Origin of the sequence: Halorubrum marinum (genome assembly GCF_048381195.1) — an archaeon.
Taxonomy (GTDB): Archaea; Halobacteriota; Halobacteria; order Halobacteriales; family Haloferacaceae; genus Halorubrum.
Map to the genome: position 1 here is coordinate 195,859 of NZ_JBLWMM010000003.1, position 13,210 is coordinate 209,068.

Sequence of the window (13,210 nt, forward strand, 5' to 3'; positions counted from 1 at the left end):
CCGTGCGACCCGCGGGTGATCCCCGATGAGTACGGGGACTCTGTACGACAAGGTGTGGGACCGCCACACGGTGACGCGGTTGCCGACCGGACAGGACCAGCTGTTCGTCGGGCTCCACCTCGTCCACGAGGTCACCAGCCCGCAGGCGTTCGGCATGCTGAAGGAGCGCGATCAGGAGGTCGCGTTCCCCAAACGCACGCACGCGACGGTCGATCACATCGTTCCGACCGGGAACCGCGATCGACCCTACCGCGACGAGGCCGCAGAGGAGATGATGGCGGAGCTCGAAGCGAACGTCCGCGGGTCCGGCATCGACTTTTCCGATCCGGACTCCGGCAATCAGGGGATCGTCCACGTTATCGGACCGGAGCAGGGGCTCACACAGCCCGGCATGACGATCGTCTGTGGCGACTCGCACACGTCGACGCACGGCGCGTTCGGCGCGCTGGCGTTCGGTATCGGCACCTCGCAGATCCGCGACGTGCTGGCGACGGGCTGTGTCGCGATGGAGAAACAGAAAGTCCGCAAGATCGAGGTCACGGGCGAGCTCGGCGAGGGCGTCACCGCGAAGGACGTCATCCTGACGATCATCGGGGAGCTCGGCACCGACGGCGGCGTCGGCTACGTGTACGAGTACGCCGGCGAAGCCGTCGAGAAGCTGGGCATGGAGGGGCGGATGTCCATCTGTAACATGTCCATCGAGGGCGGCGCCCGCGCGGGCTACGTCAACCCCGACGAGACCACCTACGAGTGGCTGAAAGAGACGGACGCGTTCGCAGATAACCCCGAGGAGTTCGAGCGGCTGAAACCCTACTGGGAGTCGATCCGGACCGACGACGACGCCGAGTACGACGACGTCGTCACCATCGACGGCTCCGCCATCGAGCCGACGGTGACGTGGGGGACCACGCCCGGACAGACCGCGGGTATCACCGAGCCGATTCCGGACCCCGACGATCTGCCTCCGGAGGACCGCGACACCGCCCGCCGCGCGCAGAAACACATGCGCGTCGAGCCGGGCGACACGATGGAGGGCTACGAGATCGACGTGGCGTTCCTCGGTTCCTGCACGAACGCGCGCCTGAAGGACCTCCGCGAGGCCGCCGCGTTCGTCGAGGGCCGCGAGGTCGACGACGACGTTCGCGCGATGGTCGTCCCCGGCAGCCAGCGCGTCCGGGACGCCGCCGAAGCGGAAGGGCTCGACGAGATATTCACCGACGCGGGCTTCGACTGGCGCGAGCCCGGCTGTTCGATGTGTCTGGGGATGAACGACGATCAGCTGGAGGGCGACGAGGCGAGCGCCTCGTCGTCGAACCGGAACTTCGTGGGCCGGCAGGGCTCGAAGGACGGCCGCACCGTGCTGATGAGTCCGATCATGGTCGCGGCCGCGGCGGTGACCGGCGAGGTCACCGACGTCCGCGAACTCGAGGAGGTGGCGACCGTATGAGCACCCCCGAGTTCAGCGCCGGCGAGGCGCCGGCGGAGAAGGTCACCGAGGTCTCCGGCACCGGGATTCCGGTCCGCGGCAACGACATCGACACCGACCAGATCATCCCGGCTCGGTTCATGAAGGTCGTCACCTTCGACGGGCTGGGGCAGTTCGCCTTCTTCGACCAGCGGTTCGACGACGCGGACAACGAGAAGGAGCACCCGTTCAACGAGGACCAGTATCAGGGCGCGAACGTGCTCGTCGTCAACGCGAACTTCGGCTGCGGCTCCTCGCGCGAACACGCGCCGCAGGCGCTGATGCGCTGGGGAATCGACGCCGTCGTCGGCGAGTCGTTCGCGGAGATCTTCGCGGGCAACTGCCTCGCGCTCGGCATCCCGACGGTCACCGCCGATCAGGAGTCGATCGAGGCGCTTCAAGACTACGTCGAGGCCAATCCCGACGCCGACGTCGACATCGACGTGGCCGCGGAGACGATCACGTACGGCGACACCGTGATCGACGCGGCGGTCCACGACGCACAGCGGAAGGCGCTCGTCGAGGGCGTCTGGGACACCACGGCGCTGATGGGCGCGAACCCGAGCGCGGTCCGCGAGACCGCTCGGTCGCTGCCGTACGTCCCCGAGGAGCACATCCCGGAGGATACGGCGTGAGCTACGAAGTCGTCGTCATCGAGGGCGACGGTATCGGACGGGAGGTCGTTCCGGCCGCCCTGGAGGTGCTCGACGCGCTCGACGTCGACTTCGAGTTCGTCGAGGCGGACGCCGGCGACGCGGTAAAGGAAGCGACCGGCGAGGCGCTCCCCGCCGAGACGTACGAGGCGGCCGCGAACGCCGACGCGACGCTCTTCGGTGCGGCCGGCGAGACCGCAGCCGACGTTATCCTTCCACTGCGGGACGCCGTCGAGTCGTTCGTCAACATCCGGCCCGCGAAGGCGTACCCGGGCGTGGACGCGCTTCGCCCGGAGACGGACGTCGTCTTCCTTCGAGAGAACACCGAGGGCGTGTACTCGGGGCACGAGAACCGACTCAGCGACGACCTCTCGACGCTGACCCGAGTCGTCACCTCGTCGGCCTCGCGCGAGCTCGCCGAGTACGCCTGCCAGTTCGTCGCCGACGGGCGCGGCCCCGTCGGTGACGCTGACGAGGGGTTCACCGTCGCTCACAAGGCGAACGTGATGCGCGAGACGGACGGTCGGTTCCGCGAAGCGGTGCTCGCGGTCGCGGACGAACACGGCGTCGACGCCGACGAGGAGCTAATGGACGCGTTCGCGACGAAGATCGCGCTCGATCCGACGCAGTACGGCGTCGTCGTCTGCCCGAACCTCGCCGGGGACGTGCTCTCGGATCTCGCCGCGGGACTCGTCGGCGGGCTCGGGCTGCTCCCCTCGGCGAACGTCGGTCACGACAACGCGCTGTTCGAGCCGGTCCACGGTACCGCCCCGGACATCGCCGGCGAGGGGACCGCGAACCCGACGGCGGCGGTTCTGTCCGCCGCCATGCTGTTAGAGTACCTCGGTCACGTCGAAGAGGGTCAGCGCGTCCGGGACGCCGTTGAGGGCGTGCTCTCGGACGGACCGCGTACCGGCGACCTCGGCGGCGACGCGACGACAGAAGAAGTCACGGCCGCGATCGTCGGTCGATTGTAGGGCACGGACGAACCACAAGAAACGAAACCCTGCGGCCCCTCCGTCAGCGTATGAGCAACTACTCGGTCGCGCTGGAAGCTGCTTGGTTGGTCCGTGATGTCGAGGAGACCGACGACGCCATCGGCGTCGCGGTCAGCGAAGCCGGCAAGCGACTCAACGAGACGGACAAACAGTACGTCGAAGTCGAACCCGGCGTCACTGGCTGTCCCGCCTGCGGAGAGCCGTTCGACGCCGCGTTCCTGGCCGCGAACACGGCCCTCGTCGGACTCCTCTTGGAGATCGATATCTTCAATGCGGACAGCGAAGAGCACGCCGAACGGATCGCGAAAAGCGAGGTCGGCGGCGCGCTGCGCGACGTCCCGCTCGAAGTCATCGAGATCATCGAAACGGAAAGCGACGAAGACGACGACGAGTAACGTCTCGGATTTCGTCCGGCAACGACCTCGCCATATCGGTCGTCGCCGAAACCTTTTCTAATAACCCGGAGTTATCCCTCCTATGGAACTCCCGACGCCACAGGACCTCCGCGAGCGCCGGACGACGCTCGAACTGACGCAAAGCGAACTCGCGGACGCGGCCGACGTCTCACAGCCGCTTATCGCTCGAATAGAGGGCGGTGACGTCGACCCGCGGCTTTCGACGCTCCGCCGCATCGTCAACGCGCTCGAAGAGGCGAAAGGCGAAGTCGTCCGTGCGACCGATCTCATGAACGAGACGGTGATCAGCGTCGCACCCGACGACGCGGTGCGCGAGGCAGTTGCGCTGATGGAGGAAGAGGCGTACTCCCAGCTGCCGGTGCTCCAGAACGGCGTGCCGGTCGGTTCGATCAGTCAGGGAGACGTGATCCACGCGGGCGAGAACGTCGGCGATCACCCGGTCAGCGAGGTGATGAGCGAGTCGTTCCCGACGGTCGCACCCGGCGCCACGGTGGACGAAGTCCGGAATCTGCTCGACCACTACAAGGCCGTGATGGTCACCGACGGCGGCGAAACGGTCGGGATCATCACCGAGGCAGACATCGCAGCGCATCTGTCGTAATACGACTGCTGAACCTTTTGTAGCATACCGCGGCCAGACCGCGCGTGGCCTGAATACGGCCCGCGACGGTCGAGGCGGGAGCCCGGTGCGCCGTCGCGGCGATATCTCACGCGCCGGCTGTTCGCCATCTCTCGACAGCGGTCGGTGCGGCGCGAGTAAGAGAAGAGACCCTCTTACAGCTCCAATCCGCGGATCGCGACGCTGGCCGCGCCGTCTGCTGTCTCGACGCGACCGATCACGCGGCCGTCCGTCTCGGCCGCCAGCGACTCGGCTGCCTCGGAGTCGACCGCCGCGACGAATCCGGTTCCCATGTTGAACGTGCGGTGCATCTCCTCGTCGGACACGTTCCCCTCCGACTGTACGAACTCGAAGACGGAGTGCGGATCGAAGGCGTCCTCGACCACGTATCGGTGGTCGCCGAGGCGTTCGAGGTTCGTCCACCCACCGCCGGTGACGTGGGCCGCGGCCCGCACGCCGTGCTCGCGCATCGGGTCGAGGAGGTCCGTGTATATCCGCGTGGGTTCGAGGAGCGCCGCTCCGACGGAATCGTAGCCGTCGAACGGGCACGCGTCCGTGTACGCGTGGTTCCGCGTGGCGGCCTCGCGGGCGAGCGTCAACCCGTTCGAGTGAATCCCGGAGGAGCGCCATCCCACGAGTGCGTCGCCCGGCTGCGCCTCGCCCTCGAACACCGCGTCCTTCGCGGCGAGCCCGGCGCAGGTCCCGGCCAGATCGAGACCGCGGATCACCTCCGGCATCACGGCGGTTTCACCTCCGACGAGTTCCATGTCCGCCAATTCCGCGCCGCGGGCGAGCCCGTCGCCGACCTGCTTCGCGAAGCGCTCGTCCGGTTCGTCGACCGCGAGGTAGTCCACGAACGCCACCGGTCGGACGCCTGCAGCGACGAGATCGTTGACGTTCATCGCGATACAGTCGATGCCGACCGTCGAGTAGTCGCCGAGTGCCTCGGCGACGAGCAGCTTCGTCCCGACGCCGTCGGTGGCCAACGCGAGGTAGCGGTCGCCGATATCGAGGAGCCCGGCGTAGTCGCCTTCGCTCTCGCCGACCGCGCCGATCAGAGCCGCGGTCGCCGCCTCGCTGGCGTCGATGTCGACGCCGGCGTCCGCGTACGTCAGCTCATCGTCTTCGGTCGATTCCTCGCTCGTGTCGTCACGGCCGATGTCCCCGGCGTCGCCCTCGGTCATAGTACGTGAGGGACGCTCGCGGAGCAAAAGCGCACCGTTCCCTGCGAGATGAGTGTGCGGTGTTCATCGCATCACGACCGGACCCGTGAGGCGTCAGGGTGTATCGCCGGTCAGGACGCGTACCTCCGGTCAGAACGGCCCGCCGAATCCGAGTCCGCCGACGAACACTAATCCGACCGAGAGCAGCACCGACGGAACGAAGATCGCCGCCCACACCACCTTGCTCCACCCGATTACGGTCTTGCCGTCAAGCGGGCCGTAGGGGATCAGGTTGAACGCTGCCAGAAACACGTTGATCGCGATCCCCCGGGATCCGATCAGGGTGAGGACGCCGCTACCGACGATCGGCCCGACGAGGAGCGCCGGCAGGAAGACGAGGGTGAGCAGCAGGTTCACGACGGGCCCCGCGAGCGCGATGTGTCCGTGCTCTCGGTCGGTCAACCGACCCCGGTGGTGGACCGCCCCCGGAGCGGCGAAAATGAACCCCAGAAGCGAGCTCATCACGGCGAGAAACAGCATGCTGTTGTCCGCGCGGAACTCGGCGATCTGGTCGTAGTGGACCGCCACCACCTTGTGGGCGATCTCGTGGAGCAGGAAGGCGACGCCCGCGGTGAGGAGGCTGACGAGCAGCGGTAACACGACTCCGGCCGCGAGTAGCCGGTCGAAGCCGGCGGTGCCACCGACGAAGAAGAACGTGAACGCGACGCCAAGCGCGAGCCACGCGACCAGCAGGTCGCGGAGTTCGACGCCGCTGAAGTAGAGGCTCCCGATTCGTCGCCCTTGGAATCCACCGCTCATGCCGTCCCCACGATCGCGTTTCGGATCAGTTCGGCACCACTCCGAGCGCCGTCGATCATCAGTTTACCGACCTCATCGACGCCGCCGACCTCGGCGCCGAACATCGCCGGGATGACGTACACCGCGAACAGGAAGCTCGCGACGATGCTCCCGACGTTCGTCATGGCGACGATAACGATGAGCTTGAACAGCGGCACGTCGAGCATCGCGGAGACGAGCTCGGACGGCGACTTGGTCTCGTCGGACAGCAGATCGTTTAACGCTCCGATGTCGCCCACGTTTACCGTCAGGCTGCGCAGTTCGACGTAGCCGGTGAACCACCCGGGTGCGAGCATCGGATTGATCGACGTCATCCACGCGACGGCGCCGCCGACGCTCGCGGAGGTCCAGCGGGCGCCAGCGGCCTTCGCGAACGCGAACGCGAACACGGCGTTGATGAGGAACCACGCGCCGAACAGCCGGAAGAGGAAGGCGTTCTCCACGCCTGCCAGCGCCAAGAGGACAAAGAAGGCGACGAACGCGATCGTGATCCCGTAGCCGATCGCTTTCTTCCACGGGAGCCCACGACCGGACTCCCGTCCGACGAGGGTCTCCATCGGGGGAAGCGTCGCCGGGTTCGCGAGATACCCCTCGATCCCGGCTCGGTGACCGGCACCGACCACGGCGACCACGTCGTGGCCGGCGTCGCGCAGCGCGACGAGTCGGTGCGCGATGAACGCGTCGCGCTCGTCGATGAGCGCCTCTGCGCCGCCCGGTGAAAACTGACGGAACTCCTCCATCATCATCGTCACCACGTCGGTGTCGGTGAGCTCCTCCATTCTGAGCTCCTCGATGCCGCCGTGGTCCGGGTCACCGCCTCGCCCGACGAGCCCGAGAAGCAGCGCGACGACGACACCCAGAGTTAGTCCGAACGAAAGGCCGAGCCCGAGGCTTCCGACAGCACGTACGGTGAATCCGCCCAGATACGCCGAGACGAGCCCGTTAGCGGCACCGAACGCCGCGACGGTGATCCCGGAACTGACGCCGAGGACGGCCGCGGCGTAGAGCCGGGCGTCGGGCGAGAGTCCGATCTTCCCGATCTGGTCGACGACGACGGCGACGGCGATCCCCGCGAGAACGCCGCCGGTGACGCTCGTCAACAGCGCGTCCGTGACGCCGATACTCCCGCCGAAGAGGCCGATCGCCGGACCGGCGAGGATCCCGACGAACAGGCCGACGACGACGCCGACGATCCGAGAGTCAGTGACGCCGAACGCGAGGCCCCCGACCATCCGGAGCTTCTCCGTCAGCGACATCCGGGCCCAGAACCGCTGGATCGTCGTCTGAATATCTCGGTCGACCAAGGCAACGTCGATTCCGAGCGCCTCGGCGACATCGATTGCCGCCTTCATGTCGGCACCGGGCTCAATGTCGAATCGGTCTCCGAGCTGGGTCTGGACGTACGAGAGCATCCAGTACGCGAGGAACTGGAAGACCGTGTTTCCCTTCAGGAGGTCGCCAGCGTCGAGGTCGCCAGGGGTCTCACCTTGCAGCTGCCGGTATCGCCCCTCGTCCAGCTCGACTGCAACGACATCGGGGCGCTCTCGTTCGATCGTCTCTTCGACCTCATCTACCGACTGTTCCGAGATGTGTGCGGTTCCGACAACGTTGACTGAGCCGGACGTGGCTGCCACACCGCCCGACTCCGCACCGCCTCCACTACTGCCCCCGGTGTTGGCGTCCGCCGTCGGAGGTGGCGACCCGCCCGCCGATCCTCCTGGCGTTTCTGTCATTGCCACGACCTACTCCGTCGCCGCGTTTAGGGTTTGTGAGTCGAGATCGGATGCGGGCGAGCTGCGCTGCGTCGCGAGTCGACAGCGGATACTGACGAAATGCGACGGCGTGATCCAATAAATTTGTATTCTCACGTGGTAGAGACACGCGTATGTCTCGGCTGCTCCCCTCCCTGCCGGACGCGACGCCCGACGATCGGGAGCCCCGAGTCGTCGGTGTCGACGAGGAGGACGCGGACGACCTCATCGCCGCGCTCGGGTCCGAAACGGCGCGCGAGATTCTCACCCATCTCCACGACGAACCGGCGACGAAATCGGAGCTCGCCGCCGCGGTCGACACGTCGCTCCAGAACGTCCAATACCATCTCTCGAAGCTCGACGGCGCGGATCTCGTCGACGTCGTCGATACGACGTACTCAGAGAAGGGCCGCGAGATGGACGTGTACGCGGCCGCCGACGAGCCGCTCGTGCTGTTCGCTGGTAGCTCAGAGGCGTCTCACGGCATCAAGTCGGCGCTATTGCGCCTTCTCGGCGGGTACGGCCTCATCGGATTGGGGGCTCTCGCGGCCCAACGATTGCTCTCCGTGAGTCCGGTGACGCCGTATCAGTCGGCCGCTGACGGTGGCGACGCGGGGGTCGCGACGGACGACGCCGTCGCCGAGGACGCTGATGGCGGCGCGAGCGAGTTCGATACCGCGGTCGAGCTGGTCGCCGATCCGCTGGCCGACACCGCTCTCTCGCTTCTCGAACCCGGCGTCGTGTTCTTTCTCGGAGCTGCGCTCGTGTTCACACTCGCGTGGGCGTACTGGTATCGGACGGCGAAGTGACCGGTCGGACAGATCGGACAGCGAAGTGACCGGTCGGACGGCGACGTGACGGATATCGAGGCGCGTCTTCCCGGCGGCCCCGACGACCGCGCTCGGGCACGACGCGGATCGGTGGGACAGCTATTCATGCCGCCGCCACTACGATCCGATATGAACCACGAAGCCGAGGTCGTCGGAGTCGGGGCGGGCTCTGCGCCCGGCGGCGACGTGCCGGCGGTCATCCTCTCCGTGCGCGGGGAGTACGTCCCGATATTCGTCAGCGCCGACCAGGCGCAGTCGATAGGAATGGCACTGGAAGGCGAACCGTTCGACCGCCCGCTCACACACGATCTCCTCCTGGAAGTGCTCACCGAGTTCGGCGGCGCTATCGACCGCGTCCGAATCGACGACCTCCGAGAGGGAACGTTCTACGCGAAGGTCGACGCCGAGCGCTACGAGGACGGCGAGCCCGATCAATTCGTCTTCGACGCGCGGCCCTCCGACGCGCTCGCGCTCGCCGTCCGAATCGACTGCCCCATCAGCGTCTCAGACGACGTGATCGACGAAGCCGGTCGTTCCCCAGATTCCGTCCACTTCGACGAGGGACCCCACGACGGTTCTTGACCTGATCGCACCGTCTCCCACCGCGTACGCTCGGACGACCGGAGGCCGATTACGGGACGAACGCGTCCGCAGTCTTGACCGAAGTCCCGAGCTTCAAGTCATCTCGTTACGGACCGCTGGTATGGACGAGACGGCCACGGTCGCCGAGTCGCACACCGAGATGACCGAGCTTCTGTTACCGAACGACACCAACAATCTCGGTCGGGCGCTCGGCGGTGCCGTGTTACACTGGATGGACATCTGCGGCGCGATCGCTGGGATGCGCTTCGCGAACCGACAGGTAGTCACCGCCTCGATGGACCACGTCGATTTCATCGCACCGATAGAGATGGGCGAGGTGGTCGTCGTCGAGGGGTACGTGTTCAACGTCGGACGGACGAGCCTCGACGTGAAAGTCGAGGTTCGCGCCGAAAATCCGAAAACGGACGAGCGGCGACGCACGACGACCTCGTATTTCACCTTCGTCGCCCTCGACGGGGAGGGTCGACCGGCACCCGTTCCGGAACTGACGTGTCCCACGGCCGAAGAGGCGGCGCTGCGCGAGGAAGCGGTCGAGGGACGGCGCGAGCAGCTCCGCGAGGTCGTCGACAGGTACGATCTGTAATCCGGAGGCGTCGAACTGCCCGCGAGAGGGAACGTGCCCCTCCGCGGTGAACTCGATCGGGGCTTCGAAACCGGTTACCACGTCAACTGCGTCGATCTGAGCCGGCCACCACGTCAACTGCGTGGCTGTCGTCGCCCGCCGACTCGTGTGCGGCTCGAACGCGCTCGGTGAGCCGGTCGATACTCTCACCCGCCGCCAGATGGCACCGACAGTCGCAGTCGGACGAGCCGAACCCGTCGACCGGGCCCGCTGGCAGTCGATCGGCAACGGCGCATTCTACGTCGACGCTGACGCTCCTGACGACGCGATCGAGGTCGGTCTGAGGGTGTCCGAGCACGTAGTCGATGTGCCAGTGGCGTACGTCGTGGTCGCCGCGCGCGACGCGCCTGTGTCTGTTGACACGGGAGAATCCACCGCTCCCGAGTGCACTCCCCGTATACGCGTACGCACCGTCGGGGAGATCGTGGCTTCCGAGCGCGCCGATCTCCACGCGGATCGGGGACGGGACATCGAGGAGGAGCGTGTACGTTCCGCTCGCGTCGGACTGACGCGGCTCGCGGTCGTTGCTCGCTCCCGTCACAGGTACGGGGCCGGTGTGGGTGGTTCGCTCGCCACGGGTCGGAGAGCGCCGACCGGCGTCGCCGCCTCGTCGGTCAGATCGCAGGTCTCGTGAAAATCGTTCGGGTCGCGTCCCCGACCGGACAGGGTCCCCACCACGCTCGGGGTCCGGTCGTAGTTGTCGCGGACGAGGCCGCCAACGGTCCCGAGCGTTCCGGCGCGGTCGGCGAGTCCTTCCGCGGCGATCGAGCAGTGCGGACAATCGCCGCCGAAGACCGACATCGGCGTGTCCGTCGTGTCACTCATGAGCTACAGTACGCGTCGGTGCGTTTTAAACGACTGGCCGCCGCGGCTCAGTGCGAGTGGCCGAGCGCGTCGGAGAGGGACTGACCGAATCGTTCCTCGAACAGCTCTTCGGCCGTCTCGTTCATCGTCGCGATGTCTTCCGGCACCTCGCCCTCGCTATGATGCGCGATGACGTGGGCCTGTTGGGCCATCGCCTGCACGATGACGTCGCTGACGACGCGGGTCGGCTGCTCGCCCTGTTCGCTGAGGAGGTCGACGAGACCGGCGGGCAGTTCGAACGACTCTTCGTCACCGTCTGGACCGGTGACCGTGTAGGTTTCTGTCTCTCCCATACACGATGGTGATCGCCGGGACATAAGGGTCTGTGGAAAACGTCCACGTCGCGCGTGCGTCAAAAGCGGTGACCGCCGTAACGGCTAGCCGTGTGTCGAGATCGCCTTTACCGAAAAGCCGGACCCGACGATGCTCGCGAGGTATATCGCGATCGCGGTGACGACGATCGATCCGCCGGACGGGAACCCGAAGCCGATCGATACCGCGAATCCACCGACGACCGACAGCTGGCCGAAGATCACCGAGAGATACGTCGTCTCGCGGAAGCTCCGAGCCATCTGCGAGGCCGCCGCGACGGGCACGACGAGCATCGCCGCGACGAGAATGACGCCGAGCACCTGCATCGCACCGACGACGACCACCGCCGTCATCACCACGAGCAGGGTGTTATAGCCGGTGACGTTCAGCTGTGCGACCCGCGCGGCCTGCTCGTCGAACGTGATGAAGAGGAGCTGTTTGTACGTCAGCGCGACCGCCGCGATGACCGCGATCGACAGCGCACCCATAAGTCGGGCGCCCTCGATGGTGACCACCGCGAGGCTGCCGAACAGGTATCCCTCGATATTGATCCCCGTGAGACCACGTCCGTAGCTGATGATCAGCGTGCCGACCGCGAAGCTCCCGCTGAGCATGATCGCGATCGGGACGTCGCCGTACGTGTCGGTGTGAGCCGTGAGCCACTGGACGCCGAGCGCGCCGAGGATTCCGACGACGAGCGCGACCAGTAGCAGCGATCCGTCCCAGCCGGTTGATGCGGTGACGAGGAGACCGATCGCGACGCCCGCAAAGGCCGTATGCGCGAGCGTTTCGCCGATCAACGCCATCTCCCGGTGGACGAGGAACGTTCCGACGAGGGGTGCGACGACCCCGATGAACACGCCCGTCGCCATCGACTGCCACATGAACGGGTGCCGGAACACGTTCGTGCCGAACACGGCGTCCATCGCCAGGCCGAACGCCCGGAACTCGGCGTACAGTCCGCTTGCGACCGGGAGGTCTTGTGCCCAGTAGAGGACGATGAAGCCGAGCATCGCGACCGAGACGGTCGCCGTGATCGCGACGCCGATCAGCTCCGCGGTGTACCGTGCATCTCGTCGGCTCACCGGTCGTCGCGACGCTTCCGTCTCGCTCGAATCGGGGTGCTGCTCATCGCTCATCAGTGGTGGTGGTGGACGACCTGTCCGGTCGCGCCGTAGGCTTCGGAGAGCGCATCGCTTTCGACGAACGACTCGGTGTCCCCGTGATGGTACAGCTCGGTGTTGATGCAGGCGACTCGACTCGCGCGGTCGGTGACGACTCCGATGTCGTGTTCGATGAGGATGATGGTGATCCCGTCGCCGTTCAGCTCGTCGAGGAGGGTGTAGAAGGCGTCTCGCGACTCCGCGTCGACGCCCACGGTGGGCTCGTCGAGCGCGAGGAGGTCGGCGTCGCTCGCGAGTGCACGGGCGATGTACGCCCGCTGCTTCTGTCCGCCTGAAAGTTCGGTGATCAGTCGGTCGGCGAGCGACTCGATCCCCACCGTCTCAATCGCGTCGGCGACGGCGGCCCGATCGGTTTCGGAGAGTCGCCCCCGTCCGGCGTGTGCGAACCGTCCCATGGTGACGCACTCGCGCACCGTGACCGGCATCGTGCCACCACGACTCGTGGCCTGTTGAGAGACGTAGCCGATCCGGCCGCCGTCCCCGAAATCGTCGACAGGGCGTCCGAACAGCTTCACGGTCCCTTCGTCGGGCTCGTGCAGCCCGAGCATGAGGTGCAACAGCGTGGTCTTGCCTGAGCCGTTGGGGCCGACGAGCCCGAGGAACTCTCCCTCCTCAACCGTCAGAGAGACGTCGCTCACGGCGACCGTGTCGCCGTAGGAGAACGTGACGCCGTCGAGTTCGACTATCGCGGACACTGCTTGTGAGCCATCTCCGTCGTCCGGACGTTTAGCTCTTTTATTCCGTCGGCGGTCGGAGGTCGATGCGGACACGCCGCGTTCGGAGCGGGCCGTCGCTCCGAGTACTCCGAACAGCGTCGTCGCCCCCTGAACGTGGAACGAGTCAGCCGCCGGAGGGAGGGCCGAAGCGAGGGA

The 13,210-nt window shown here is 66.6% G+C and carries 16 protein-coding genes; 8 read left to right on the forward strand and 8 right to left on the reverse strand.

Translation table 11 applies throughout. The features are described 5' to 3' along the window. Positions 1-25 precede the first annotated feature (25 nt). The 5 genes from leuC to ACNSN4_RS04795 all read left to right on the forward strand — a co-directional run bounded on the left by leuC (position 26) and on the right by ACNSN4_RS04795 (position 4,133). Positions 26-1,447, forward strand: a complete 1,422-nt coding sequence (gene leuC / locus ACNSN4_RS04775; RefSeq protein WP_418284637.1) for a 3-isopropylmalate dehydratase large subunit — start codon at positions 26-28, stop codon at positions 1,445-1,447. After that, complete coding sequence (leuD, locus tag ACNSN4_RS04780) at positions 1,444-2,100, forward strand: 3-isopropylmalate dehydratase small subunit (protein WP_418284638.1); 657 nt, start codon at positions 1,444-1,446, stop codon at positions 2,098-2,100. The genes leuC and leuD overlap by 4 nt, the downstream gene beginning before the upstream one ends. Continuing rightward, positions 2,097-3,095 carry an isocitrate/isopropylmalate family dehydrogenase gene (locus tag ACNSN4_RS04785; protein ID WP_418284639.1) on the forward strand — a complete coding sequence of 333 codons (999 nt, stop codon included), beginning with the start codon at positions 2,097-2,099 and terminating at the stop codon, positions 3,093-3,095. The genes leuD and ACNSN4_RS04785 overlap by 4 nt, the downstream gene beginning before the upstream one ends. 50 nt (positions 3,096-3,145) lie before the next feature. Beyond that, on the forward strand, positions 3,146-3,511 hold the full coding sequence (locus ACNSN4_RS04790; RefSeq protein ID WP_418284640.1) for a DUF555 domain-containing protein: 366 nt from the start codon (positions 3,146-3,148) through the stop codon (positions 3,509-3,511). An 82-nt stretch (positions 3,512-3,593) separates the two neighbouring features. Then, positions 3,594-4,133: a CBS domain-containing protein gene (locus ACNSN4_RS04795; protein WP_418284641.1), complete on the forward strand. Its 540-nt coding sequence runs from the start codon at positions 3,594-3,596 to the stop codon at positions 4,131-4,133. Positions 4,134-4,306: 173 nt separating this feature from the next. On the opposite strand, the gene purM is transcribed toward ACNSN4_RS04795, so the two are convergent. The 3 genes from purM to ACNSN4_RS04810 form a co-directional block, all read right to left on the reverse strand. Then, complete coding sequence (gene purM / locus ACNSN4_RS04800) at positions 4,307-5,335, reverse strand: phosphoribosylformylglycinamidine cyclo-ligase (RefSeq protein WP_418284642.1); 1,029 nt, start codon at positions 5,333-5,335, stop codon at positions 4,307-4,309. 129 nt (positions 5,336-5,464) lie between these two features. Then, positions 5,465-6,133, reverse strand: coding sequence for a zinc metalloprotease (locus tag ACNSN4_RS04805; protein ID WP_418284643.1), 669 nt, complete (start codon positions 6,131-6,133; stop codon positions 5,465-5,467). Further along, positions 6,130-7,905, reverse strand: a complete 1,776-nt coding sequence (locus ACNSN4_RS04810) for a TraB/GumN family protein (RefSeq protein ID WP_418284644.1) — start codon at positions 7,903-7,905, stop codon at positions 6,130-6,132. The genes ACNSN4_RS04805 and ACNSN4_RS04810 overlap by 4 nt, the downstream gene beginning before the upstream one ends. Before the next feature lie 152 nt (positions 7,906-8,057). On the opposite strand from ACNSN4_RS04810, the gene ACNSN4_RS04815 reads away from it, so the two are divergent. The 3 genes from ACNSN4_RS04815 (at position 8,058) to ACNSN4_RS04825 (ending at position 9,939) form a co-directional block, all read left to right on the forward strand. Beyond that, a complete protein-coding gene (locus tag ACNSN4_RS04815) occupies positions 8,058-8,732 on the forward strand; it encodes an ArsR/SmtB family transcription factor (RefSeq protein ID WP_418284645.1) in 675 nt (224 codons plus the stop codon). Between the two features lie 150 nt (positions 8,733-8,882). After that, positions 8,883-9,335, forward strand: coding sequence for a bifunctional nuclease family protein (locus tag ACNSN4_RS04820; RefSeq protein ID WP_418284646.1), 453 nt, complete (start codon positions 8,883-8,885; stop codon positions 9,333-9,335). Positions 9,336-9,456: 121 nt separating this feature from the next. Beyond that, positions 9,457-9,939 (forward strand): acyl-CoA thioesterase, encoded by a 483-nt coding sequence (locus ACNSN4_RS04825; RefSeq protein ID WP_418284647.1) that lies wholly within the window; start codon positions 9,457-9,459, stop codon positions 9,937-9,939. Between the two features lie 82 nt (positions 9,940-10,021). On the opposite strand, the gene ACNSN4_RS04830 is transcribed toward ACNSN4_RS04825, so the two are convergent. From ACNSN4_RS04830 to ACNSN4_RS04850, 5 genes are all read right to left on the reverse strand, one after another. Beyond that, positions 10,022-10,519 carry a GIY-YIG nuclease family protein gene (locus ACNSN4_RS04830; RefSeq protein ID WP_418284648.1) on the reverse strand — a complete coding sequence of 166 codons (498 nt, stop codon included), beginning with the start codon at positions 10,517-10,519 and terminating at the stop codon, positions 10,022-10,024. Beyond that, positions 10,516-10,803, reverse strand: a complete 288-nt coding sequence (locus tag ACNSN4_RS04835; protein WP_418284649.1) for a hypothetical protein — start codon at positions 10,801-10,803, stop codon at positions 10,516-10,518. The genes ACNSN4_RS04830 and ACNSN4_RS04835 overlap by 4 nt, the downstream gene beginning before the upstream one ends. Positions 10,804-10,850: 47 nt before the next feature. Beyond that, the gene (locus ACNSN4_RS04840; RefSeq protein ID WP_418284650.1) at positions 10,851-11,135 is read right to left on the reverse strand and encodes a DUF7545 family protein; all 285 of its coding nucleotides are present in this window, start codon (positions 11,133-11,135) and stop codon (positions 10,851-10,853) included. A gap of 84 nt (positions 11,136-11,219) precedes the next feature. Continuing rightward, positions 11,220-12,293, reverse strand: a complete 1,074-nt coding sequence (locus ACNSN4_RS04845; protein ID WP_418284651.1) for a metal ABC transporter permease — start codon at positions 12,291-12,293, stop codon at positions 11,220-11,222. Further along, positions 12,293-13,033, reverse strand: a complete 741-nt coding sequence (locus tag ACNSN4_RS04850) for a metal ABC transporter ATP-binding protein (RefSeq protein WP_418284652.1) — start codon at positions 13,031-13,033, stop codon at positions 12,293-12,295. Before ACNSN4_RS04850 ends, ACNSN4_RS04845 begins: the two co-directional genes overlap by 1 nt. Positions 13,034-13,210 lie beyond the last annotated feature (177 nt).

What these genes read in the sequence shown, in the direction of transcription:
- ACNSN4_RS04825 (WP_418284647.1), top strand. Translation starts at nt 9,457, where the DNA reads ATGGACGAGACGGCCACGGTCGCCGAGTCGCACACCGAGATGACCGAG.
- ACNSN4_RS04790 (WP_418284640.1), top strand. Translation starts at nt 3,146, where the DNA reads ATGAGCAACTACTCGGTCGCGCTGGAAGCTGCTTGGTTGGTCCGTGAT.
- leuC (WP_418284637.1), top strand. Translation starts at nt 26, where the DNA reads ATGAGTACGGGGACTCTGTACGACAAGGTGTGGGACCGCCACACGGTG.
- purM (WP_418284642.1), bottom strand. Translation starts at nt 5,335, where the DNA reads ATGACCGAGGGCGACGCCGGGGACATCGGCCGTGACGACACGAGCGAG.
- ACNSN4_RS04840 (WP_418284650.1), bottom strand. Translation starts at nt 11,135, where the DNA reads ATGGGAGAGACAGAAACCTACACGGTCACCGGTCCAGACGGTGACGAA.
- ACNSN4_RS04835 (WP_418284649.1), bottom strand. Translation starts at nt 10,803, where the DNA reads ATGAGTGACACGACGGACACGCCGATGTCGGTCTTCGGCGGCGATTGT.
- ACNSN4_RS04805 (WP_418284643.1), bottom strand. Translation starts at nt 6,133, where the DNA reads ATGAGCGGTGGATTCCAAGGGCGACGAATCGGGAGCCTCTACTTCAGC.
- ACNSN4_RS04815 (WP_418284645.1), top strand. Translation starts at nt 8,058, where the DNA reads ATGTCTCGGCTGCTCCCCTCCCTGCCGGACGCGACGCCCGACGATCGG.
- ACNSN4_RS04845 (WP_418284651.1), bottom strand. Translation starts at nt 12,293, where the DNA reads ATGAGCGATGAGCAGCACCCCGATTCGAGCGAGACGGAAGCGTCGCGA.
- ACNSN4_RS04795 (WP_418284641.1), top strand. Translation starts at nt 3,594, where the DNA reads ATGGAACTCCCGACGCCACAGGACCTCCGCGAGCGCCGGACGACGCTC.
- ACNSN4_RS04820 (WP_418284646.1), top strand. Translation starts at nt 8,883, where the DNA reads ATGAACCACGAAGCCGAGGTCGTCGGAGTCGGGGCGGGCTCTGCGCCC.
- leuD (WP_418284638.1), top strand. Translation starts at nt 1,444, where the DNA reads ATGAGCACCCCCGAGTTCAGCGCCGGCGAGGCGCCGGCGGAGAAGGTC.
- ACNSN4_RS04810 (WP_418284644.1), bottom strand. Translation starts at nt 7,905, where the DNA reads ATGACAGAAACGCCAGGAGGATCGGCGGGCGGGTCGCCACCTCCGACG.